Origin of the sequence: Marisediminitalea aggregata (assembly GCF_900129565.1) — a bacterium.
Lineage (GTDB): Bacteria > Pseudomonadota > Gammaproteobacteria > Enterobacterales > Alteromonadaceae > Alteromonas > Alteromonas aggregata.
In genome coordinates, this window is the sequence record NZ_FQWD01000005.1 from 468,346 (window position 1) to 491,354 (window position 23,009).

Genomic DNA, 23,009 nt, shown 5'->3' on the forward strand with positions numbered 1-23,009 from the left:
GGGGATGGGCCATTGAAAGTAAAAGGATTTCAAAATGATAGCCAACCGCTTAAGGTACATTCTGAGTACGATCTGGCTTTTGCTGGCCGTTGCCGGGGGCGCGCAGGGTGAAACCTTGTACCTTGCTATGTCTGAAGACTGGAAGCCTTATGTGTATGTTGATGCAACAGGCAATGTGGCAGGTGAAGACTATGCGTTGTTGCAACGAACACTCTCTAGTCTTGGGCATGAACTTCTGGCGGTAGGCCTGCCCGAACAACGGATGGGTCGGGATATCTCCCGCGGTCATGTTGACGTTACGCTGGGCGCGGTATCGACTCCACAACGCCGCGAACAAAACCTTTTCTCTATTCCATATCGACTTGAAACCATTGTGTTTGCTTATCTGGGGTCTGAACATCCTGACTGGCATGAACAGGATCTTGAGCAAATATTGCAGCAAGGCGCTCTGGTTGCTGTAAACAAAAGCGGCTGGTTTGGTGAATGGTTCCGGTATCATGTACGTGAGACGTATCCGTCTCAGCTTGTCCATGCTGAAGGTACCCTTCGCAGAATGCAGTTGCTGAAGCTGGGCAGAGTGTCGGCGGTGGTAGGTGATATCGACGTCATTCAGGCTGCCGGACAGGAATTAGAGGTAACCGACTTGCACATCAGTGATGCGATCATTAATCAAACTCCGGTGCATTTTATGTTTAGTCGGCAGCGTGTGGATGCTGACTTTATGCAACGCTTTAATACCGCACTCAAACACCAACTCGACGAGAATGTAAAACTTCAGTAAAGACCTGAATTAACGGACCTCAGCACTGCCAAACTGTTATCTGGTATTTTTGGAGTAAATCGTTGTGGACCGTCAACCACCCGTTAAATTAAATCATACAGTGCAGCGTCGCCGTGTCATTCGTTCTTTGCTGGGCGCAGCCCTGGCAACGCCCGTTTTAGGGCTTATTGGATGCGGAGGGTCTGGTACTACGGCCACTTCAGCCGCATCGTCTTCCTCATCTTCCTCCTCGGGTACGGGGAGTTCTGCCGGCAGCAGCGGGTCTTCTTCGTCGGGGAGCAGCACGGCGAACGGCGGTGTGACGACTACCACAGACTGGGCCACAGGCGGGACGTCATCGATCACAGAAAATTTCCCGGATGACAGCTTGTTTGAGAGCAGCAGCACCTGCTCGGTTGAGTTAACTGAAGCGCTGACCGAGGGGCCTTGTTATTTCGACAGCGAGTACCGCGACGACATATCAGAAGGGCAAACCGGTTTGCCGATGATGCTGTGTTTACAGCTGGTGGACGCAAATTGTAATCCGCTCTCTGGCTATGAAATCGAAGTTTGGCATTGCGACGTTGAAGGCATTTATTCCGGCGATACCAGCGACAGCAGTGATGCGAATGGTTTTAGCTCTGGATTTTGTACCGGAAATGACCAGGCAGCCTTAGCGGCAAAATGGTTTCGCGGCATTAAAGTCACGGACAGTGCAGGACGAGTGGATTTCGCGTCGTGTTTCCCAGGCTGGTATTCCAGCCGCGTTATTCATATTCACTTCAGGGTGAAGAACAATAATAACGACGAAGTGATTTCGCAATTTGCCTTCAGCGACGAGTTTGTGGATGCTATCTGCACGTCACACAGCGATTACGCTGCACGCGGGGAGCCGGATACACATTTGTCTGGTGACACCGTCTTTCGCAGCAGCGACGACGATTATCTGTTCGATCTCCAGCAAAATGCCGACGGCTCGTTACTGGCGTACAAACGCATTATTATTTCGTAATAACAAAGGTCAACAGCCCCAAACCACTTCCCCGTTCAGTACGGCAACTATGTGGCCGTTGTCGTGCTGCATTAGCCAGTACGCCGGGGTATCGGGCTGAAGCCAGGGTTGTGGCAGCGCTTCAGGCACACACAACACTGGCAGTCCTGACTCATTGGTAATGTGTCCATCGTCGCCAATAAAATAAACCCATCCCTCAGCTAGTCGCTGCAGGTACAGCTCCCTGGTGAGCGAGAGCGGTTCATTCACAACGTATCCTTTCAGTGGTAACACGCGCATGCCAGCGGTATCGGGGGTGTGGAAAGCCTGTTGAACAGACATGTCGCCAATGTGCTTAATGGTGGCCTTGCCGGATTTACGGCACACATTCACGTTTACATCCGCATTAAATGCGGTGTCGAAACAGCGTAGTTGCAACTGGCTGAATTTGATGTCAACCAAGCCGTCCTCCACGTTATCCGGGATCCGGTAGTAGTCAGCCAGCGACTTATGCATGTACTGATTACTGAGCAAAGCCTCGAGTGCAGCTTGCAAGGCAACTACATTCATTTTTCTGGCTGTCTGTCGGTGTGGGTCGCCCGGGTATGCGCCCGATTCAATTAATATCGTGCTGGCACCTGTTGCGGCTATATTGTCGCCAAAAGAACGCTGGGAATAGGTATCGTCATATCGTCCAATATGACGGGGTAACCAGTGTTGAATTGCGTCGGCCATACACGCGATAAGCTGTTTGGCGCGCAAACGTGCAGCGTCCACATGCTTATCGACATGAAACGCCGGTGCCAGAAATGCAATAGTCGCCGTTTCACCGGCCTCCCCGGCAGTGTAGTAAGGGTTCTGGTCGTGCAGGTTAAAGGCCACATCGGGCTTCAAGCTTTGAACCTGCTCCCATAACACTCTGCCCTCGGGTGTCTGCAGTGCCTTAGCGTCGCGGTTAATGTCGATACCCTGAGCGTTCACTCTGGTTCGATTCTCTGCCCCATCCGGGTTTAGCATAGGAATGACATGCAGTGTTACCAGTGATTGCCAGTTCGTGTCGAGGGAAGGTAATTTCTGGGTTAATAAGATGTGCAGCCAATCCAGCACCGCTGCCGTCGCGGTAGGCTCGTCGCCATGCATTTGTGTCCACGCCAGTAGAATGAGCGGCCCACGCCCCACCGTTAAGCGCGTTATGGGCGTGCCGGAGCAGGCGTGCCCGACAACCGAAGAGGTTATCGCGTCGTGTTGGGCTAACTGTTCAACCACCTGACTGATGTCTGAAAAGCGCAGGTGAGCACGATTCAAATTGTCCGTATGGTGTTTATCCCACAAAGAGGCAATGGCATTCGCTGGTACATGGGGATGGGCAGTGTGCATAATTTACGGTAACCTGTTTGGAATAATTTAAAGGCGTGTTGCTCGCTAGCCTTTATTTAAAGAGATTTTGATATTCGTATCAACTAGTTTATATTTGAATAAAAAATTCATTAAGCAAGGTTGAAGTTGTCGCCACGGCGGTGTAACCGGTGAGTAGGAAGTAATCAGTCATGTCTGCCTTTGTTAAAATCAAAGCCATTAAACATTCGCTGTCTGCGAGTGAATCAAAATTAGCGACGTTTACGCTGGATTCACCCAATGCTGTGCGTGATCTGTCGTCACAGGAATTGGCGAATGTGGTAGGAGTCAGTCAGTCCAGTGTGGTTAAATTTGCCCAGAAATTGGGATACAAAGGATACCCTGCGTTTAAACTGGCAGTCATCGATGCCCTCAATCGCGAAACACCGAATACCCAGTTGCATGGCAAAATAACGCTGAATGACGGGTTTGAACAGATGGCCGACAAGCTGCTCAGCAGTAAAATCAGCGTATTAAATGAAACCCGAAATCTGAACGAAATCGTCGAATTCGAAAAAGCCGTAGAGATCATCAAAAACGCCAAGCGTATTCTTATTTGTGGTGTTGGGGGGTCTGCCCTGGTGAGCAAAGACTTTTCATTTAAATTGCAGAAGCTGGGGATGGTGGCGATTGCGGAGGCCGATGGCCATATTCAGTTGGCTGTGGCAGCAACGTTTGGTGAAGCCGATGTGGTGATTGCCATTTCTGAGTCAGGTTCCACCCGTGAAATCGTTAACGTTGTGCAACAGGCTAAAGACAATCACGCCAAGGTAATATCGATTACCAAATACGGCAACACGCCGGTCTCTGAACCTGCTGACGTCAAATTGTACTCGGTGGCGGAGGAAGCTTCGGCCCGGTTGTCGTCTATTCTGGCGCGAACTGCACAGGAGCTAATTATTGATATGCTCTTTATCGCGCTGACACAGGCCTCTCGTCCCGGCCGTAAATTACTCGAACGAACGAATGAAGTGGTATCCCAGTTTCGCCAGGGTAATCCGTCTGTTTCCGGAAGTTAGTTTTCGTCTGTAACAAGCGTGCCATGACTGCGTATAAGGTGAAGCCAGGTCTCAGCCTGAGCATATCCCCGAGTCAGCTCAGCGTCGCTCAATGTTTGCTGTAGTCGTTGCTGCAGCCAGTTGTAGCGATTGTATAACTCATTATCGTCGGTGAGTGTCAGAATGACCTGATTAAGCGCAAAGGCGTTTACATAGCCGCCGCTGCCTGTTTGTTGTGCATGGTGAAGGCCGGCCAGCCTCTTCATGGCCGGAAAACTCCCCTGAGCAACGGCCTGTTCAAGGAAAGCGCGTTGTCGGGCAACAAACGCATCGCGCTTCTCAATAAAGTCGTCTCTGGGCAAAGAGGTAAACCCTTGCGAATCCATATACCTGTCGACGGTAAGCCTGCTTATCGCATGCTGAGCAAACACATGCCCTTTGTCAGCCGCCTCGTCCAGATAGTCATAGTAACCCTTATTCACCTGATGATGTGTGCCTTCGCAGTAGGCGTAGCGATGTTCTATACGGGCTGTAGCCGCTGACACGTCACTAAATGATGACGCTTGTTGTAATGCCTCATCGAGCTGCTTCGGTGTGCTGGGCGCGTAGTAACAAAACTGCAGATTCATTCCCAGCACGTATAAGGCGTTAATGTCACCTTCGGATGCGGCAGTAAAGAGTGCCGTAACATGAGAGCTGAAATTATCTGAAAACTGCCAGACAGGCGCAGTGAGTAAGACAAATGAGCCGCCCCCTTCCACGGCATTATGTTGCGGCTGTTCATAGTCGCCAGCTGTGGTGTTGTTTTCTGTGGGTGCACCTGACTTTGCCTCTGGTGTAATTGGCTGCGAATCTTGCTGCACAGTTGGTGCGTGTTTTGCCGAAAAATAAGGGCTGGTTGCAAACAAATGCCACAGCCAGGCGCTCGCCAGTAACAACGAACATAAACCGGCAATTAACAGGCGGGTAGATTTGCTCATAGAGTCTATGACAAAAAGCGTTAGGTAAGGGGGTACAGCAAGTAAGGCTGCCGGCGTTGTTGATACTCGGCTAATGCAGGCTGCCAGCCAGCGCGGATGGCTTGCAGGGAATCGCCTTTGCTTAACTGTTTTCTCAGTGAATCGGTACCGCTTAGTAAATCGAAAAATCGCGCGCGGTCGATCAGTGGTGTATCGCTTTCTTTAAAAGCCTGAATCGCGGTAAGTAACAGCGAAATATCAAAGCCTTCCATAGTACTGCCCGTTAAGTCCAGACCTTGTAACTGCATGTCCTGGTGCTTGGGATTTGGGGCGCTTTCGGGCATGGATACTGGCGTAAAGGCAAATTCCCCGAGTGCGACATCCGGATGTCCTATAACCTGGAACGGCCAGGGAGTGCCACGCCCTACGCTGATCTCGGTGGCTTCAAACAAGCATAAAGAGGGATATAGCCGGATTGCCTGCTCGTTGGGTAAATTCGGGCTGGGGGGAACGGGCAATACGTAGCGGTCGGTTTTGCGGTAATCAAAGACAGGCACTATGGTTAACGACAAGGCCTGTGCGCTGTTTATCCACTGTTCGCCACGGATCATCAGTGCCAGTTCTCCTACCGTCATGCCGTGTAACAGCGGGATAGGGTGCATGCCCACAAAAGACTGAAATGCTAAATCCAGTACGGGGCCGTCAACAAAGCGCCCGTTCGGGTTTGGTCTGTCTAGTACCAATACGGCAATACCCTGTTCAGCGGCTGCTTCCATTACATAGTGTAAGGTGCTGATGTAGGTATAAAAACGGGCGCCGACATCCTGAATATCAAAAACCAGTATATCAATGCCGGCCAACATCGCTGGTGTTGGCTTCTTGGTTTTGCCGTACAAAGAACGTATAGGCAGGCCAGTTTTGGCATCGCTCCCGTCGCTAATGGTTTCACCTGCCCCCGCGTTGCCGCGAAAGCCATGCTCCGGCGCGAATACCGATGTAATGGTTATATGCTGTGAGAGCAAAAAATCTACCAGGTGCTGGTCTCTGACCCGGCTGGTTTGATTGACCACCAGACCAACCTGCTTGCCTTGTAATAGTGGCAGATAGGCTGCAGGTTGCTCTGCGCCGACGATGATAGCCTGAGAACTAAAACTAACCAGTACAGTCAGTAGTGTGACGACAATTAACTGCACTCGTCCTTTCATGCTTCCCTCATGGTCTGTAAAAACTAGCTCTGAGCCTGAACCGCTTGACGTAAGAAACCGTTATTTTCCGTCAATATCGCTTCTGCTCGCTTTGCGTCCAGACCTGTCAGGATCATTAAAATTGCTAATTTGGCGTGATTATTCGCGGCTGTCAGTGCTTCGCTGGCTTCCTGTTCAGCGCAATCCGTGGCTTGCATCACTATGCGAATGGCACGCGCTTTTAATTTCTGATTGGTCGCATTTACATCGACCATCAGGTTCTCATAGGTTTTGCCCAAGCGAATCATACTGGCCGTGCTGAGCATATTCAGCACCAGCTTTTGTGCTGTTCCTGATTTCATTCGCGTTGAACCGGTAATGCACTCCGGGCCGACGACGGGGCAGATGCCTATTTGCGCGCAGTCCATCATGGGTGAGCCGGGGTTACAGGTAACGGTAACTGAGACGGCCCCTAATTCATTGGCATATTCGAGCGCGGCAATGGCATAAGGCGTTCGGCCGCTGGCAGACAGTGCCACGAGCACATCGTTATGGTTAAATTGAATGGCCTTCAGGTCGGCCACACCCTGAGCGCTATCGTCCTCAGCACCCTCTATGGCATTCTTAATTGCACCGTCGCCACCTGCAATAATGCCAATCACAACTGATTCGGAAACGCTGAACGTTGGTCTGCATTCTACTGCGTCTAAAATACCGAGACGGCCACTGGTCCCCGCGCCCAAATAAATCAAGCGTCCGCCTTCCTGTAGACGAGGCACAATGGCATCAACCGCTTTGGCAATATGGGGGATGGTTTTGCGGACAGCGTCTGCTACGCCTGCATCTTCCTGATTGATCTTTTCCAGAATGGATATTGTGGGCAACAGGTCAATATCCATTGTTGTCGGATTGCGACCTTCAGAGACAATCTTATTGAGTTGTTCCAGTAGGGTTGCTGAATTGTTTTTAGTCATGAGCATAATTTTTAACGCTTGCTTGCGCCTGTCCGAAACAAAAAATACCGTTCGTACTTAACATTGTACGCTGGCCTCCTGCCAGGTTTTACCGGACGTCTGCTGTCCGACGGCACACACTGCACCGGCAATCAGTGTGCCAATAACGAGTTGCCACGTGAATCCCAGTGAAAACTGTAAAGATTCAGGCAAATACCATTCCATTATATAAGGTTGTAGCAGCAGTGGGATGATAAAACCAACAATCAGTGCTGCCAGTACCGAGGCCGGGCTTCCCCGTTGGGTAAATAGCGTGACGAAGTACACGCCAAGTAGTCCGCTGTATGAGAAAACCATTACGCCTAGCGCAAACTGCAGCAGGGGCGTATCTGAATACTGTTGCCAGTAATAGCACAAACAAGCCATGAGCGCTAATGCCAGCGCAACAAAGGCCATTGCGATGCGGCCTGCGCTAACAAAGTGCTCTTCTGCACAAGATGCGTGCCGTTTCAATTTCCACGGCCGGTATAAATCCTGAATCAATACGCTGGACATCGAATTCAGACCAGAATTCAATGTAGACAGCGCAGCAGCCAGAATACCTATAGTGACTAACCCCTTGAGACCTGCGGGTAAATCGGTCAGAACATAATACATGAATATGGTAACCGGCTCGCCGGCAAACTCAGGTACAGGCGCACCACTGCTCATGCTCATGATATCCGGCCGCTGATAGTAAACGTACAGCAGCAAACCAATGATGATAAATAATAGCATCACGGGTATCACCATCACGACCGAGAGCAGCATGGCTTTCGCACCTTCTTGTGCATTCTTGCAGGTTAATACGCGTTGCGTCATGTCCTGGTCCAGGCCAAAGGCCGCTATATTCAGCAGTACGAAACCGGTAAATACCGACAGCAGGGTAAAGACACCGCTTGGGCTAAAGTCAGTACGAGCGTCGAATAGTAAAAGCTTTGATGGGCCATCTGCAGGAGATTGCAGCGCCTGAATCACCGTGTTGAAATCGGCAGGAATGGCTAACCAAAGCGCGATAATCACGGCAACAGCCGCACTGACATAAGTGATCGCTTGCATTACATCACTGTAAATTACGGTGCGAATCCCGCCGTAGACGCTATATACTAAGCCTATGATGCTGATGAGCAATGTGGCAGATATCACACTCGATGCGTCGATATTGCCAAACAGGATCATGGCAACCGCCAGGGCTGCCATATACAACCGGGCGCCACTGGCAAACACGCGGCCGAATAAATACATGAGTCCGGCCTGCTGTTTGGCTGATTCACCAAAGCGATTTTCGAGCAGTTCGTAAACGGTATAGACGTTTAGCGCGTAAAAACGGGGAATAAGAAACCGGGCAACAAAAAACGCGGCAATGAAAGCGCCCAGGTTGGTGGCCAGATAGGTCAGATTTCCCCGGTATCCCTGGTCGGGCCCACCTAAAAAGGTTGCCGCCGACTGGGATGTTGCCAGCACCGATATGGCTACCATCCAGATGGGCATGGCGTTGCCACCCAGAAAATAATCGCTCGTTGTGGCGGCTTTTCGATTAAAATACCAGCCGCTTACTGCGAGCAATAAGCCGTAGAGGGCAAAGAGCAATAAATCGATGCTGGTATATTGGGTTAGCATGTAATCACTTTGTGGCCATGGGCAAGCTAAGTTAGGATGCAGCAAACCGCGTTTTCTGCACCGGTGTTAATCCTTCAGCGGGAAATATTTCATGTGTATATTTCCCAGAATATAAGTCTAGAATATATTATTCTGCGAACATTTCAAATTAAGAATTTATTAATTAATTCAGTCAGTGTATTGTAGGATTTGTGTTCATTACTGAGAGCGACGTCGTTGAGCAGACAAACCCGCGCCATTATTCATCCACAGGCATTACAGCATAACTTTGCCAGGCTGCAACCGTCGTTGCCAAGCCGGGCGATAGCCGTGATCAAAGCGGACGCCTATGGTCATGGTGCGGTAACAGTCGCCACGGCGTTAAGTGATTTGTGTACATGTTTTGCTGTGGCAATTTGCGATGAGGTGCGTCCGCTGCGAGATGCCGGGATCACCCAGCCTGTGGTGGTGCTTGAGGGGCCACATGATATGCAGGACTGCCAGATGGCGAAAGCGTCAAACAGCATTTTGGTGGTACACAATACAGTTCAGCTCGACTGGCTAACTACACTGCCGGCGTCGCAAAGACCAGAAGTCTGGTTGAAAGTTGACTCTGGCATGCACAGACTGGGTTTTTCGGTCGATGATGCTATTGCGCTACTGGCCTCGCATGAGTGGTTAACGGAACAGCCCTGTGTGTTGGTTACGCACTTCGCCTGTGCCGATGAGCCGGATAATCCATTTAACACGGCACAGTTCGACGCGTTTAATCGAATTGCGGCTGCGACCAATTTGCCTGTATGTGTTGCCAATTCTGCAGCTACGCTTACGCATCCGGATCAATGGGGGGCGTGGTGTCGCCTGGGGATTGGGATGTATGGTGCCTCGCCACTGGCGAACAAAACCGCTGCGCAATTAGAACTGCAGGCTGCAATGACGTTACAAGCTGAAGTGATCGGACTGCATAATGTCAAAAAAGGTGAGTCGGTGGGCTACAGTCAGTCTTGGAAAGCGCCGCGGGACAGCGTTATTGCCACAGTGGGAATTGGTTATGCAGACGGTTATCCGCGCCACTGCCCAACGGGCACGCCGGTCGTTATTAGAGGGCATCGGGCCCCGTTGGTGGGACGTGTGTCGATGGACATGATCACTATCGATGTGACCGATATCCCGGACGTAGCGTTACAAGACACAGTTGAGCTGTGGGGCCGACAATTACCAGTGGATGAAGTCGCGCAATGTGCAGGCACCATAAGCTATGAGTTAACGACACGTGTATCGACCCGGGTGCCGAGGACGGTGGAACAGGCTGCAAGGGATAACCCCTGAGCATGGACTCGTCCAGTATTGTCTTAGCCGGGTTTATCGCCAGTGCATGCGCCAGTGTGGGAACCGCGCTGGGCAGCCTGGGTGTATTTTTTATTCAGTCGCTGTCGAGGCGGCTGGAAGACGGGTTGTTGAGCCTGGCCGCGGGCATCATGCTGGCAGCGACGTTTTTTTCGTTGTTGTTACCGTCAATAGAGTACGGAACGGCTTTGTATGCAAGTGACATTGCCGGTGCTTTGGTCGCTGGCGCGGGTGTGTTGGTGGGGGCGTTTTTATTATTCTTTATTCACCAGACCGTGCCGCACGAACATTTTGTATCAGGGCGCGATGGTGCGTCAGACAAGCAGTTAGCCCGTATTTGGCTGTTCGTTATAGCCATCACCTTACACAATTTTCCGGAAGGTCTTGCGGTTGGGGTGGGATTTGCCGGCGGGGAAATGGCTAATGGCTTGTCGCTTGCGTTGGGGATCGGTATTCAAAATGTGCCGGAAGGCCTGGCGGTGTCGGTAGCCTTAATGTCGGTAGGGTATAGCCGAACTAAATCTGCGACGATTGGTATCGCCAGTGGGTTGGTTGAGCCTGTTGGCGGATTGTTGGGCGCGGTTGCTGTATCGGGCGCAGAGGTGTTTATGCCTTGGGCGCTGGCATTTTCTGCGGGCGCAATGTTGTTCATCATTTCAGATGAAATCATTCCCGAGACGCACCAAAACGGCAATCAGAATATTGCCACATTCAGTTTGATTATAGGCTTCGTTGTAATGATGTTATTGGACATCGTGTTGGGTTAACAGCATGAACAAAAGTAAACAACTCTTTTGGGTAGGTATTGATGGTGGCGGCACGAAATGCCGGGCTGTTTTGTATGATGCACAGGGCGAAGCGCTAGCCGACGGGTTAGGCGGGCCAGCTAACATTGCCCGCTACCAGCACCTCGCGCTCGAGTCCATGCTGGATGCGGTTAAGGCCGCAGTCGCTCAGGCAGGGTTGGTGTTTGATGATGTGTGCCAGTCACTTACCGTTTGCGCTGGTTTGGCCGGTGCGTTTCTGCCTTCCTCACAAACATTGTTAACGCAGTGGCGGCATCCGTTTGGTGATTTCGTATTTACCTCGGATTTGCAAATTGCTTTACTGGGGGCGCATGCTGGCAAAGACGGCGCTGTAATGATCACAGGAACTGGGTCATGTGCTGCGACGCTTTCCACGTTAGCCAACGGGTATGCAGTGCATCAAATTGGTGGCTATGGTTTTCAGTTAGGTGATCAGGGGAGTGGGGCGTGGTTGGGCCGCCAGGCGGTTCAGCAGGCTTTATTACATGCAGATGGTATTGCCGACGCGAAAGGGATTTATGACATGGTGACTGGGTTTTATCAGTGCCAGTCTGCTACCGACATTGTCGAACGGCTCAATCAGGCTCAGCCGGGGGAATTTGCGCAGCTGGCACCGTCGATGTTTGCACTGGCGCAACACGACACTGCGGCAAAACACATCGTACAGACTGGCGCAGAGTATCTTGATGCACTGGCACATAAGGCGCTGACGAATCCGTCGATTTATCTGGTGTGCTTGGGTGGATTGGCGAACAAATGGACGCCATTTCTTTCTGATTCCGTGCAACAGCGTCTAGTGGAACCAGCACAGTCTGCTGAATGGGGCGCAATGCACTACGCTCGCGCAAAAAATGCGTTTCAGGTGTGCGTTCAGGCTGAACAGGCCGCGGTATTAAAATAACATCCGTCGGCCATATAGCAGCGAATACCTAACCGTTTTGAGGGTGCAGATGGTCAACATCATCTGCGTTGGTGTCGATATCGGCGCTGGACTCCACCGGTTTTACAGACTGTGGCAAGGAGTAGCGCTCAGGCCGATGATTCAGTGAAATCACCATATTAAGACAGAGTGCGGCCAGGATAGAAATCAGTACCAGATAGGCGTCGATAAACAAAAATGAGATGCTCAGAATTACCGTATCAACGCACAGCTGAAATGTGCCTGCGCGAATGTTGAAGCGACTTTGCAGGTAAAAAGCCAGTATTCCAAGGCCGCCAAGGCTAGAGCTGTGCCGGAACATAATAAGCATGCCCACCCCTATCAGAATACCACCAAACACAGCGGCAAAAATGGGGTCTATGCGAGACAGGTCAACAAACTGAGGCACCCATTCAGAAAACAGTGACACCGTGGTTACCGAAATGAAGGTATTCACCATGAAGCGCTTGCTGATTTGGCGCCACGCAAGATAGTAAAAGGGCAGGTTGATGAGAAAAAACAACAAGCCGAATTCGACCGGAAATACATAGGTACTGAGTAATGCCAGTCCAGCGGCACCGCCAACCATCAGTTCCTGAGATTGAAACAAAAAGATACCAAACGCGACGAACAATCCTGCGCAAAGTAATGCGAAAACATCTTCGAAAACACTGTGTGATGCGTTTTTCATAGGCCTAATGCGTATAGTTACTGAAGTCAAAATCACGGTGGCCGGTCAAATTCTGGTGCTGAAAGAAGACTCGCCATGAATAAGACCGCGTTAAATACGCGGGTATTATACTGCCACCTAGGGGCGAAAACACGGGGGCAACCGGTTCGGCCCCGGAGGAGAAATATTATTGGTACGGCAGCTTTACGCATTGTAGTAAGACTGTAATGCCAATGTATTTTATTTGTGAAAATGCGGCGCGGTCGCCGGTTATTCTGCGGTGTTCAAATAGCCAAGCAGTTTGTCCAGTGCGAGGGGCTTGCTAAGTAAATACCCCTGAATACTGTCGCAACCAATTTGCTGGAGAATGGTGCGTTGTTCGTCTTGGTCAACCCCTTCCGCGAGTACCTTGAACTTCAGCGCCTTGCAGATATCGATCATGCCTTTATAGATTTTCTCTGCCTGCGGGGAATGCGCAAGTTCGCGAACAAAGCTCATGTCGATCTTAACGGTGTCGACGGGTAAGCGGGTGAGATAGCTTAGCGAGCTGTAACCGGTGCCGAAATCATCTATGGAAAGGGCGAAACCGGCTTCTCGTAGAGAATTTAGCAGTAAAATGCAGTGATTGAAGTCACTGATGAACGCGCCTTCTGTAATCTCCAGTTCGATATCTGACGTGCTGACCTCAGATTCTGCAATGATATCCAACAGCGCCTGAACCAGATTTGGCCGTAAAAAATCGTTGGCCGAAATATTGATTGAAATTTTCCCTTCAAAGCCCTGTTTGCGAAGAACTGGAAGGTCCTGGCACACTTGTTTGACCACAAAGTCGGTTACTTCACAAATTAACCCGGTGCGCTCGGCAAGTGGAATAAATTCTGCCGGTGAGATCAAGCCATCAACCGGGTGTCGCCAGCGTATAAGTGCCTCTAAGCCGTTGATCTCCATCGAATGCAGGTTTTGTTTGGGCTGATACCAAATTTCGAGGTCGGTTTCATCATCCAGTGCCTGGTTTAACTGTGATTCAAGCAACACCTGGCGAGTCAGGTTTTTTTCCTGCTGTGGGTTAAACAATTTTTCCTTTGCTAGCGGGTCGCTTTTGGCGTGATTCAAAGCTATATAGGCAGATTCCAGCAGCGATACCGGATCGCCGGTAGTATTTATATTCAGCGACATGCCGATTGACGGGGTAAGAAATACCGCGCCTTTTTGCGTATTGAACGGCGCTTCGAATTGGTCGCCAATCCATTTGGATACGTCCCAGATTTCTTCGTGACTTTCCATCTTGGTAACTGCTAAAGCGAATTCATCACCATGTAATCTGACCAATTTAAATCTGTGGGCTTCGTAGCGCTCAAGACGACGGGCGATTTCAAATAAAATAGAGTCGCCGGTGGCATGGCCAACGGTATCGTTGATGTTGCTGAATCCATCAAGTTCAACCAGACAGATTCCAGTGATGGCATCGGGGCGCTTCTGGTACCAGATTTCGATCTGTCTCAAAAGAGACACACGCAATGGCAATTGGGTTACGTGATCGATTTTTTCCTGCTTCCGGTTGACCACGATTTCCACCAGGTCACCTTTTTGAATCAGCGTGACACAACGGTGGCACAACGGCGCTACGCCGTGCGTATTCTGCTCGGATTTTTCTTCAAGCTCATTCAGATGCTGAATCAGAAACTCGCATTCATCGGGGTAAATAACCGACCGACGTTGCAATGACAATAAGTAGCTTTCCAGTTCGGCTGCCGGACATTCAAAATACCAGATGCCAGTGGAATCACTTTGCATGCCTGTTTCCTTTCTGTGTGTTAAGCGGTAACTATAAGTGCTGGCCGGAAGCGCCAGACTGCAACCGTTTCCAAGAAATTATTATATTCAATAATGATAATAAACCTTTGTTGGATTTATACACGTAAAATTTTGGTGTTTTGTGGATAAGCGACGCAATTCGGCAACAGGTAGGAACAGTTAAACCAAATTATATGCCTGCAGGTGTAAATGATTTTCTACAAAGAGGGTTAAAAATCCGTAAAAACGCAAAAAAAACCACTTTAACAGAAGACATTGCAGGTGAAATCTGGATAAACTGCGATGAACGGGATGCATTAGTGCAATAACTCGGCAATTGGATTATATTTAATACTTGTTGTCGTATAGTTGGTATTTGGAGACACCATGTCAGTGTGCAATGGAAGCGTAAGACGTATATTTCGCATCGCATTCACGCTCTGCGCTTTAATCAGTGTCGGGGTAAGCTCATCAGCAGTTGCAAAGCTGGTTGAAGCAAAGGGAATCAGTGAGTTAACTGAAGACAATATGGTGGAAGCGCGGAAAGTCGCGCTGGAAAACGCCAAGCGGGCGGCGGTTGAACAAGTCGTTGGTACTTTTGTTCGCTCTCGCACCGACGTTAACAATTACCTCCTCGGTAAAGACCAAATCTATTCCAGCACAGCTGGTCAAATCGACGAATATAAAATCATGTACGACGGCCCTGGCGATAACGGGGTGTACGAAGTGGTTATCCAGGCAGACGTTCGGGTTAATGCGCTTGTCGATAAAGTCGCTCAGATTCAGGCTTCAATGGGCTGGACAAAAATGCCACGTATTACCGTGGTCATTGATGACGCATCGGAAAACCTCGTGGTCGCGCAAAACGTGCGTAATGAAATGGTGGAGCGCTTGTTGCGCGATGGCTTTCAGGTATTCGACGAATCTGAGCCTGTCTATGCTGGTTTCGCAGTAAATCTGACCGTTGATGCGCAGATCAAACCTGATGAATTCCAGGGTATGAAAATTAACGCCAATGAGCTGACGCTGGGCATGAAGGTGACGCGCGTTGGTGACAACCAGGTATTGGCCGCTGGCGTAAAAAGCGCGAGCAAACCCGGCGTAAAATCAAACAGTATTTTCAGCAAGTTGTCAGCCGATATTATTCGCAAGGAATGGCCACAGCTTCGCAAGCAGCTCATCAAGTTCTGGCACCTGGAACAGGTTCAGGCGCGCAACATTTTCTTAGACATTGAAGGTGTAGAGTCACTGGATATCGCCAATCAAATGAAAGCGGCGCTCCAGGATGCCATGCCGGCAGTGCAACAAATTGAAGTATCAACAATCGCCAATGGTGTAGCCCACCTGGTTATTAGTTACAAAGGGTGGACCGAGCAGCTTTATGAAGAGCTGTTGGCGAGTCAGGTAGCCCAGCGTCACAAAATGACAATTCTTGGCGTGTCTGGAAATAAAATCACCGCAACCAAAGTTTGAGGATAAACAATGAGACGGTATGTACTGGCCGCTCTGGTATTGTCAGCCCTAGCAGGGTGTCAATCAACGGGCAAGGGAAAGAAAGAGTTTGACGTATCTCAACAACTGGCGGCAGCTGGCAATTACGCAGAAGCCATTGCGTACTTGCAACAAGCCATCGCCAAAGAGCCTGACAATAAGCAGTATGCTGCACAGCTGAGCAACATGCGCTTAAAAGCCTCTCAGGACTTATTGGGTCAGGCACAGGCACTGTTGAATGCGGCGAGCGTTGACATTAACGCCATTGATAAAGCCGAGTCACTGGTAAACGAAGCTAAGCAGTTTTCGCCAACCTTACCGGCTATTGGTGAGCTAGAAGCCAAAATTAGTACGTCACGCACAGCGCTGATTGATGAAGTAAAAGAAAAATACTCTGAAGCGCTGGCGTTAATTGACCGGCAGGACTGGGTACGCGCCAATCTGACACTGCAACAAGTACAAAAGCTGTATCCAAACTTTGAAGCCTCCGTGCCTTTAGCCTCAAGAATCAAGACAGAAGGTACCCGCGACTATCTGTTACAGGCTAAAAAAGCCTTTGTTAATTACGAGTTCGAAGATGCAAAGTTGGCAGCGCGTAAGGCCAGTATGCTGGATCCGACTAATGCGATTGCCAAGAAAATGGCTGCCGATGCGGACTCGAAAAACACCCCTGTGTTCTTCAAGAACTTAGCCGCTGAGTCTGTCGATATTCAAAATTGGTCGCTGGTTGAATTTGCGTGTGACAAGGTACTGGCTATGTCTGGTGATGACCAGGACTGCCGCACCTGGAAAGTGACTGCAGTCGAGAAGCAAGTCGACGAAAAAGTGTTGGAAGGCACACGTCTGCTACAGCAAGGTTACATTGCCCGTGCCGTTAAACTGTCAATTGAAATTGATGAAGCAACGGGTGGTGCGCTACCGCCTCGCGCAGCAGCCCTTCGTAATGCGGTTGTATCGCGCGCCGAGGATATTGCTATTGAGTACATGGATAACGGTAACTACGGCGTTGCCTGGTACATGTATGAGTTAATCGGCAAGCTTGATCCATTAATGGAAGGTTTGTTCGAAAAATCCCGTGACGTGCAGGACAAGATACGTGAGCGTGTTATTAAATCCATTGCGGTGTTCGACTTTAAGAGCCCGTCTTACAACATGGATGCGGGTGGCTTGATTGCCGGTAAGTTGATCTCAAACCTGTTCAACAACGCAAGTAAAGACATCAATATCCTTGAGCGTGAAAACCTGAAGTCGATTTTGGAAGAGATGAAGTTGGGCCAGATTGGTGTAGTTTCCGAGGACACTGCCAAGGAAATGGGCCGCTTATACGGTATCGACGTTGCTATCATGGGTTCTGTACTGTTATTTAAAGTCGATCAGACTCGTTCTGAGAGTGCTGAAACCGTGCGTTATCAGGTGGGCCAGGAAATCCAGGACAACATTGACTTCCTGAACTGGAAAGCACTGAATCCGAATCCGAAGAAAGACGAACTGCAATCTGCACCACAAGCAAAAATCATGGTGCCGGTATATGCAGAGAAAGAGTACACCGTTACGAAAGCCAAAAAAGTGGGCTTCATCGAAATTTCCTACCGTATCGTTGATGTCTCTACAGGCCAGAACGTTAGCGTTGACACCATCCGCTCACGTCTGGTGAAAGAAGATGAAGGTAACGACGGCGTGAAAGATGCGAACGTACCTTATGATCCGCTGGAAATTGCAACCGATACTGAAATGTTGCAGCTGATGGCAGACCAGGTAGTTGAGGACCTGTCGCGTAAAGTGCTGCAGCCCTTGCGTAACCGCGAAGTGGGTTACTTTGAACAAGGCGAAGAGTTCCTGTTAAGACGTAAAGAACCGATCGCTGCATTAGAGCAATTTATCAATGCCATGTTTGATGAAAAAGTGAAGTCTAATATCAATTCACCGATTTCATCGAAAATTGACGGGTATGTTGAGCAAATTATCGATACCTATCAGTTTAAAAACTAAGTAGTAGGCGAGGGATATGCGCGGAGTAGTTAACAGGTTACTTGTGCTGGTTATGCTATGCATACCAGCGGTGGTTCAGGGAAAAACCAGCCTGGCGTTGTTTAATCTAACGCCAGCCAGTATCGATGCTATCGGGCTGGACGGTGACCTGTTATTTTCGATGCGTAAAGAGCTGGAAAGAACGCAAACCTACCAGCTGTTATCCCGTCGTCAAATGGAAGATGGCCTCTACAGAATTGGCGGTGCGCAAGTCGCTGATACCGATCAGGTTATTAGCTACGGCAATGACTTAGGGGTCAATTTCATTCTTACCGGCACAATCGATATTAAGCGTGCCACCATTATCGTCGACTTTAAACTCGTCGATGTCAGTAATTCCCGGGAAGCTGCCATCTGGCAGGAAAGTTTCCTGACCCAGGGTGAACTGGTTTCAAGAGCCTCGGAGATCGTCGCGTCACTGGAGCGACGTATTCGCAAAGCGCAATCTCTTAAGCCTGAATCGTCAAGCGCTGCATCAGCATTAACTGAATTCCGCGGAACCGCGCAAGGTGAACAGGTGGTACTTGAGTGGAAAACCAATGAGTTAGGACCTGTTTTTTACTACAACCTTTATCGCGGCGAGTCTGCTACGGGTCCTTTTGAATTTGTGGAAAGCACCACAGAGCCCAAATACGTTGATACACGTGTGCCACAAAGCGGCACATATTTTTATCGTCTGGACATTATCCTTGAAACGGGTGAAGAAGTGGACGGCGGCATGTTGGCCAGGGCCAGTATCTCTAAAACGGAAGTTGCAACGGACGTTACTGCACCGGCTATTTTGTCTCATCAGGTATTTGTAAATGGCGTCTCTCTGGACTTTGTACCCTCGATAGCGAACAAAGAAAAAACCGCAGCCTATCAGGTTTATTACCGCGAAACCGGCGGCAGTTGGCAACTGGCGGTAAAGGTTGAAGACACGGGCAAAATTAATTATTCCGTTACTGCTGTTAATATCCTTGAAGCCGATACGCAGTATGAATTTGCGGTCACAACGGTAACCGCCAGCGGTAAAGAAAGTGCTAAGTCGTCACCGGTTCAAATAACGAGTGCGCCGTCTGTTACGCTGAGTGTTGACGACGTAGTGTTAACTCGTGAAGTCCGTCTATCGTGGCAGCCAGTTGCCAATGAATACGGTATTAAGGTTTACCGCCGCGAAACAGGCGCCGATGACTGGCGTGTCGTTGGCGAAGCCGCCTCAGGTCACGGTGGCCAGTATACCGATACGAAGGCACTCAGCGACGGCGTGTCTTACGAATACGCGATTACCTTATTCGACAGGTTATCAGAGTCGGCGTACACCAACACGGTGCAAAAGACCACTAAAAAGCTACCAGCCCCGGCCGAATTTACGGTATCCGGTGGAGTGAAATCTGTGCATCTGTACTGGTCAGAAGTGCCTGATAATGATGTGACGGGTTATCGGATTTTCAGAACTCAGGACGCATTGACCCCTGATACCATGCTGGAAGAGTTGGCAGATGTTAGCGGTAAGAGCAAAACCCAGTTTGTAGATGGTGTCGATAATAGTAAGCCGCTACTGGACGGTGAGGAATACCACTATCTCGTTGTAGCGACCAATAAGTTCGGCGGTGTCGGCGTGGTTTCTCAGACACAAACCGCAAAAACCAAACCGAGACCGGATCAGGCAAGCAGTCCGACATTGACCGTAGAAGACAGCCAGATTACCGTTAGCTGGCAACCATCCAATGAGGTCGATATTAAGCAATACCGTTTATATCGTCGCTGGAATAATGGCAACTGGCTGCAAATTGCGTCGGTGCCTGCCAGTGAATCAGCGTTTATCGACAGCGATTTAAAACCCTATGCGCAAACCGCTTATTACGTTGTTGCCGAAGACAAAGATGGCCTGCTAAGTGATCCTTCTGATTACGCCGTAGCAAAAAGTCCCGATGCCATTGCGCTGCAAGTCGCGAGAGACGGGGAGTTGCGTCGCACGGATTTATCGTGGAGTCAGCACCGCAATATAGATGGCTATCGACTTTATCGTCGCTTGCAAGGCAGCAATGGCTGGAAGCTGGTTAAAAACATTACTACGCCTTCTATTACACAGTTCAGTGATGATGACCGACGCAATCTGGCCGACGGTGTTACCTACGAATATGCCCTTACTGCGCTCGATGGCGATACCGAAACAGAGCAATCAAACATCGTGAGTGCAACAACAAAACCTGTTCCTCAACCTCCATCGCAATTTCAGGCCGCCAGCGGTGAAGTCAAAAAAGTCACTTTGAGCTGGGTGCCGTTAACGGATGCTGATGTGAAGGGGTATAAAATTTACCGCAAAGACGGCAATGACTTTGATTTACTGGAAACCATCGACAGTCGTACCAGTGGCAGGTTTGTAGATGAAGGTAATTTCTTTAAGAAGTTAAAAGACGGTACACAGTACGAATATCGAATCGTGGCCTATAATCGTTATGATGCTATCGGTCCAACGTCAGATTCCGTTGTTGCTGAAACCAAGCCTGTTCCGACGCGGGTTGAAAACGTCGTAGCGTCTGAATCTGTGCCGAATGTCGTATTGCAATGGCAAGCAAATCCCGAGTCTGACATTGATTATTATCAGGTTTACCGAGGTTCCAGTTGTAGCAGCGTCAGAAAACTGGCCAGCGTGAAAAACACATCCTACGTGGATGCGGATGTCTCTGGCGGCCGTAGTTATTGTTACCGCATCAGTGCTGTTGATACAGACGAATTAGAAGGTACTACCTCTTCATCGGTGGAAATCTCCACCACAGCTGTGCCCGAAGGAGGCCAATAAATGAATGCTCCAAGGAAATATCCTGGCATTGCCACCGCTGTGTTACTGGGCATGTTATGTGTGAGCAGTGCATCGACTACTGCCAACGAGTTATCGGCCATCAAAAAAGTCAGTGAATCAAAAGAACTAGGCTCATTACGCGACAATTACAGAGCCTGTGTCGTTGCGAAAGCGAAGCTGTACTTAAAGGTCAATTCTATCGATTCAACCATCGCTCATGCACCTATCGCCTGTAAACGTGAACTGCTCAGTATTCGTCAGTTTTTATTGTCGGGGGCGTTTAAAGTAGATGTCGTTGATCAACTCATGGATTCGGTGCGTGAAGGGGTCGAAATTGACCTGGTAAACAGCGTTTATGACGAAGTACTTAAACAGAAAGGTATTAAACAATGAAGCGTAAATTGTTAGCGCTTGTTGCTGTACTCGCGTGTTGTGGTATGGCTCAGGCAGACACACCTCCTGGCGTTGTCACCGCACTGGGTTTTGGAACGATTGATCCGGCCATGGCGAAAACCAATGCCCAGGCCCGCATGTTGGCCAAACGTGCCGCGCAGCTGGACGCACAGCGACAATTATCTGAACAGGTTAAAGGCATAGAGATTCGCGCAGGATCAACCGTAGAAGAATACGAGGTGCGCAGCGATATCATCGCTACCCGGGTGAAAACCTGGTTGCAGGGTACGGTGGTCGTCGACGAAAAAGTCTATGAATCAGAAGGAACCTGGGTAGCCGAAGTGACATTGGGGATTTGTTTAACCAATGAAGCGGACGTCTGTAAACAAAGGGAAAGTTTAGAGGCCATTAGCAATGCGGCTAAACAATACTAAACGCCTCGTTTCGTTATTTTTCCTGGTACTTGCGTTCACAAGTCCGGTTTCGGCACAGTCGGTTGATGACTTTGACGACATCAGCGCCCAAATGGATCTGGAATTCAATACTCAGGCCCAACGCATAGACGACATTTACGATGCCGTTGACCAAGCTATTAACCGCGCGTTTAAAGGTCTTACAAAACGCATCGAGGTAAAGTGGCCCGATGGTGCTCTGCCTGACCGCCATCGCTGGGTTACTTACAATGCTTCGATGTCGAGCCGCGCGATTGCGGACTTTGACAAAGGCGAGCTGGTTGTAGAAACGATCATTGAACCTGGTGCTGACATTCAGGAAAAGCTCGCCGAACTTATGGCGATGTCCAGTTCAATTGCGACGGCGACTCCCGAGCAGCTGGATGCCCAGGATGTGCTGCGCGAAGCTGTCATCAAAGAAGTGGCGGAAGTCACAGAAGCGTCCAGTGAAGTGATTCCGTCTACAGAGTCTTCCATCCAAACCGTTCTCCCCATTAAAATCGATACTCAACTGGCCGACCTGAATGAGCAGTTGGCGGTCAGGATGGCAGAAGTCGAAGCAGAGCAGCAGGCCCTTGCTGCTCCCGAGCCAGAAACAAAAACGAAGCAGCTCAGTGCAATCACCGCCATTGCTGGTCCGGTTAAGTCAGTGGGTGGGGGCAAAAAGCCCGATAGAGTTAAACGCGACGCGGTTGCGCCGACCATGGAGTCAGATCCTGCGAAGCCCGAACAACCGTCATCTCGGCAAACACAGACAGCTGTAATTAGTAGTCAGCAAGCGCCAGCTGAAACCGTTGAGCAAGCCGCGCCAGCTGCAGTTATGCCCGTTGTAGATGTGGTGGAAGAAGACGGTCAGACGCGTCTGCAACTGCGCATTGCGTTTGTTAATGATTATCAGGAAAAGTTGTTTGGCCAGTACTTCAATGAAATAAAAGCGTACGCCAAACAATATGACGTACCGGTGTCCGTGATCATGGCCATCATTGAAACCGAATCGAGCTTTAATCCCAGAGCAGTTTCACCAATACCTGCGTTCGGATTAATGCAGTTGGTACCGAAAACAGCCGGCTTAGATGCGCACTTGTTTGTGCACGGCGAAAAGAAAATTGTCAGCGCAGACTACCTGTTTAACGAAGAAAATAATCTCAAACTCGGCTCAGCGTATTTTCACTTATTAACGCACCGGTATTTACGCAAAATCAGTGATCCAACGGTGCGGTTTTATTGCGCTGTTGCCAGCTACAACACGGGTGTGGGCAATGTGGCCAAAACCTTTACCGGTAAGAAAAGTATCAGTGCAGCAGTCAAAGCAATAAACCAAATGGCCCCTAACGAGGTGTACGATTTCCTGCTGACACATTTACCCGCACAAGAAACCCGGAACTACCTGAAGAAGGTGGTGACCCGGATGGAAAAATACAAGCAATTTGACGCATAGCGAGTCAA

19 protein-coding genes are annotated in these 23,009 nt (G+C 49.7%); 12 read left to right on the top strand and 7 right to left on the bottom strand.

What is annotated here, in order from left to right; genetic code table 11:
* Positions 1–34 precede the first annotated feature (34 nt).
* Positions 35–781 carry a substrate-binding periplasmic protein gene (locus tag BUB81_RS16330; protein ID WP_073324388.1) on the top strand — a complete coding sequence of 249 codons (747 nt, stop codon included), beginning with the start codon at positions 35–37 and terminating at the stop codon, positions 779–781.
* Between the two features lie 64 nt (positions 782–845).
* Positions 846–1,772 (top strand): dioxygenase family protein, encoded by a 927-nt coding sequence (locus tag BUB81_RS16335; protein WP_245819241.1) that lies wholly within the window; start codon positions 846–848, stop codon positions 1,770–1,772.
* A gap of 9 nt (positions 1,773–1,781) precedes the next feature.
* On the opposite strand, the gene BUB81_RS16340 is transcribed toward BUB81_RS16335, so the two are convergent.
* Complete coding sequence (locus tag BUB81_RS16340; RefSeq protein ID WP_073324389.1) at positions 1,782–3,128, bottom strand: M14 family zinc carboxypeptidase; 1,347 nt, start codon at positions 3,126–3,128, stop codon at positions 1,782–1,784.
* A 170-nt stretch (positions 3,129–3,298) separates the two neighbouring features.
* Between BUB81_RS16340 and BUB81_RS16345 the strand changes: the two genes are divergently transcribed.
* The gene (locus tag BUB81_RS16345; protein ID WP_073324390.1) at positions 3,299–4,165 is read left to right on the top strand and encodes a MurR/RpiR family transcriptional regulator; all 867 of its coding nucleotides are present in this window, start codon (positions 3,299–3,301) and stop codon (positions 4,163–4,165) included.
* Here the strand turns inward: BUB81_RS16345 and BUB81_RS16350 are convergent.
* Genes BUB81_RS16350 through BUB81_RS16365 form a run of 4 tightly spaced genes read right to left on the bottom strand, consistent with a single transcriptional unit; the run spans position 4,162 to position 8,899 of the window.
* On the bottom strand, positions 4,162–5,124 hold the full coding sequence (locus BUB81_RS16350) for a hypothetical protein (RefSeq protein ID WP_073324391.1): 963 nt from the start codon (positions 5,122–5,124) through the stop codon (positions 4,162–4,164). The two genes, BUB81_RS16345 and BUB81_RS16350, sit on opposite strands and share 4 nt — an antisense overlap.
* Before the next feature lie 20 nt (positions 5,125–5,144).
* Complete coding sequence (locus BUB81_RS16355) at positions 5,145–6,308, bottom strand: exo-beta-N-acetylmuramidase NamZ family protein (RefSeq protein WP_073324392.1); 1,164 nt, start codon at positions 6,306–6,308, stop codon at positions 5,145–5,147.
* Positions 6,309–6,331: 23 nt separating this feature from the next.
* Positions 6,332–7,261 carry an N-acetylmuramic acid 6-phosphate etherase gene (gene murQ / locus BUB81_RS16360; RefSeq protein ID WP_073324393.1) on the bottom strand — a complete coding sequence of 310 codons (930 nt, stop codon included), beginning with the start codon at positions 7,259–7,261 and terminating at the stop codon, positions 6,332–6,334.
* A 57-nt stretch (positions 7,262–7,318) separates the two neighbouring features.
* Complete coding sequence (locus tag BUB81_RS16365) at positions 7,319–8,899, bottom strand: sodium:solute symporter (protein WP_073324394.1); 1,581 nt, start codon at positions 8,897–8,899, stop codon at positions 7,319–7,321.
* 216 nt (positions 8,900–9,115) lie between these two features.
* Between BUB81_RS16365 and alr the strand changes: the two genes are divergently transcribed.
* Genes alr through BUB81_RS16380 form a run of 3 tightly spaced genes read left to right on the top strand, consistent with a single transcriptional unit; the run spans position 9,116 to position 11,932 of the window.
* Positions 9,116–10,207, top strand: coding sequence for an alanine racemase (gene alr / locus BUB81_RS16370; RefSeq protein ID WP_073324395.1), 1,092 nt, complete (start codon positions 9,116–9,118; stop codon positions 10,205–10,207).
* A 2-nt stretch (positions 10,208–10,209) separates the two neighbouring features.
* Positions 10,210–10,992, top strand: a complete 783-nt coding sequence (locus tag BUB81_RS16375) for a ZIP family metal transporter (RefSeq protein ID WP_073324396.1) — start codon at positions 10,210–10,212, stop codon at positions 10,990–10,992.
* A 4-nt stretch (positions 10,993–10,996) separates the two neighbouring features.
* On the top strand, positions 10,997–11,932 hold the full coding sequence (locus tag BUB81_RS16380) for a glucosamine kinase nucleotide-binding domain-containing protein (RefSeq protein ID WP_073324397.1): 936 nt from the start codon (positions 10,997–10,999) through the stop codon (positions 11,930–11,932).
* A gap of 28 nt (positions 11,933–11,960) precedes the next feature.
* On the opposite strand, the gene BUB81_RS16385 is transcribed toward BUB81_RS16380, so the two are convergent.
* Complete coding sequence (locus BUB81_RS16385) at positions 11,961–12,641, bottom strand: YitT family protein (RefSeq protein ID WP_073324398.1); 681 nt, start codon at positions 12,639–12,641, stop codon at positions 11,961–11,963.
* Positions 12,642–12,890: 249 nt separating this feature from the next.
* Entirely contained in the window at positions 12,891–14,414 is a 1,524-nt protein-coding gene (locus BUB81_RS16390) for a putative bifunctional diguanylate cyclase/phosphodiesterase (RefSeq protein WP_073324399.1), read from the bottom strand.
* A 387-nt stretch (positions 14,415–14,801) separates the two neighbouring features.
* Between BUB81_RS16390 and BUB81_RS16395 the strand changes: the two genes are divergently transcribed.
* The 6 genes from BUB81_RS16395 to BUB81_RS16420 are packed head-to-tail and all read left to right on the top strand — an operon-like array spanning position 14,802 to position 23,001.
* A complete protein-coding gene (locus BUB81_RS16395; RefSeq protein WP_073324400.1) occupies positions 14,802–15,887 on the top strand; it encodes a hypothetical protein in 1,086 nt (361 codons plus the stop codon).
* 9 nt (positions 15,888–15,896) lie between these two features.
* Positions 15,897–17,894, top strand: coding sequence for a CsgG/HfaB family protein (locus tag BUB81_RS16400; RefSeq protein WP_073324401.1), 1,998 nt, complete (start codon positions 15,897–15,899; stop codon positions 17,892–17,894).
* Between the two features lie 16 nt (positions 17,895–17,910).
* The gene (locus tag BUB81_RS16405) at positions 17,911–20,718 is read left to right on the top strand and encodes a fibronectin type III domain-containing protein (RefSeq protein ID WP_073324402.1); all 2,808 of its coding nucleotides are present in this window, start codon (positions 17,911–17,913) and stop codon (positions 20,716–20,718) included.
* Positions 20,719–21,111 carry a hypothetical protein gene (locus BUB81_RS16410; protein ID WP_073324403.1) on the top strand — a complete coding sequence of 131 codons (393 nt, stop codon included), beginning with the start codon at positions 20,719–20,721 and terminating at the stop codon, positions 21,109–21,111.
* Positions 21,108–21,545, top strand: a complete 438-nt coding sequence (locus BUB81_RS16415) for an LPP20 family lipoprotein (protein ID WP_073324404.1) — start codon at positions 21,108–21,110, stop codon at positions 21,543–21,545. The genes BUB81_RS16410 and BUB81_RS16415 overlap by 4 nt, the downstream gene beginning before the upstream one ends.
* Entirely contained in the window at positions 21,526–23,001 is a 1,476-nt protein-coding gene (locus tag BUB81_RS16420; RefSeq protein WP_073324405.1) for a transglycosylase SLT domain-containing protein, read from the top strand. The genes BUB81_RS16415 and BUB81_RS16420 overlap by 20 nt, the downstream gene beginning before the upstream one ends.
* The last annotated feature ends 8 nt before the right edge of the window (positions 23,002–23,009 follow it).

What these genes read in the sequence shown, in the direction of transcription:
- BUB81_RS16330 (WP_073324388.1), top strand. Translation starts at nt 35, where the DNA reads ATGATAGCCAACCGCTTAAGGTACATTCTGAGTACGATCTGGCTTTTG.
- BUB81_RS16340 (WP_073324389.1), bottom strand. Translation starts at nt 3,128, where the DNA reads ATGCACACTGCCCATCCCCATGTACCAGCGAATGCCATTGCCTCTTTG.
- BUB81_RS16345 (WP_073324390.1), top strand. Translation starts at nt 3,299, where the DNA reads ATGTCTGCCTTTGTTAAAATCAAAGCCATTAAACATTCGCTGTCTGCG.
- BUB81_RS16350 (WP_073324391.1), bottom strand. Translation starts at nt 5,124, where the DNA reads ATGAGCAAATCTACCCGCCTGTTAATTGCCGGTTTATGTTCGTTGTTA.
- BUB81_RS16355 (WP_073324392.1), bottom strand. Translation starts at nt 6,308, where the DNA reads ATGAAAGGACGAGTGCAGTTAATTGTCGTCACACTACTGACTGTACTG.
- murQ (WP_073324393.1), bottom strand. Translation starts at nt 7,261, where the DNA reads ATGACTAAAAACAATTCAGCAACCCTACTGGAACAACTCAATAAGATT.
- BUB81_RS16365 (WP_073324394.1), bottom strand. Translation starts at nt 8,899, where the DNA reads ATGCTAACCCAATATACCAGCATCGATTTATTGCTCTTTGCCCTCTAC.
- BUB81_RS16375 (WP_073324396.1), top strand. Translation starts at nt 10,210, where the DNA reads ATGGACTCGTCCAGTATTGTCTTAGCCGGGTTTATCGCCAGTGCATGC.
- BUB81_RS16380 (WP_073324397.1), top strand. Translation starts at nt 10,997, where the DNA reads ATGAACAAAAGTAAACAACTCTTTTGGGTAGGTATTGATGGTGGCGGC.
- BUB81_RS16385 (WP_073324398.1), bottom strand. Translation starts at nt 12,641, where the DNA reads ATGAAAAACGCATCACACAGTGTTTTCGAAGATGTTTTCGCATTACTT.
- BUB81_RS16390 (WP_073324399.1), bottom strand. Translation starts at nt 14,414, where the DNA reads ATGCAAAGTGATTCCACTGGCATCTGGTATTTTGAATGTCCGGCAGCC.
- BUB81_RS16395 (WP_073324400.1), top strand. Translation starts at nt 14,802, where the DNA reads ATGTCAGTGTGCAATGGAAGCGTAAGACGTATATTTCGCATCGCATTC.
- BUB81_RS16400 (WP_073324401.1), top strand. Translation starts at nt 15,897, where the DNA reads ATGAGACGGTATGTACTGGCCGCTCTGGTATTGTCAGCCCTAGCAGGG.
- BUB81_RS16405 (WP_073324402.1), top strand. Translation starts at nt 17,911, where the DNA reads ATGCGCGGAGTAGTTAACAGGTTACTTGTGCTGGTTATGCTATGCATA.
- BUB81_RS16410 (WP_073324403.1), top strand. Translation starts at nt 20,719, where the DNA reads ATGAATGCTCCAAGGAAATATCCTGGCATTGCCACCGCTGTGTTACTG.
- BUB81_RS16415 (WP_073324404.1), top strand. Translation starts at nt 21,108, where the DNA reads ATGAAGCGTAAATTGTTAGCGCTTGTTGCTGTACTCGCGTGTTGTGGT.
- BUB81_RS16420 (WP_073324405.1), top strand. Translation starts at nt 21,526, where the DNA reads ATGCGGCTAAACAATACTAAACGCCTCGTTTCGTTATTTTTCCTGGTA.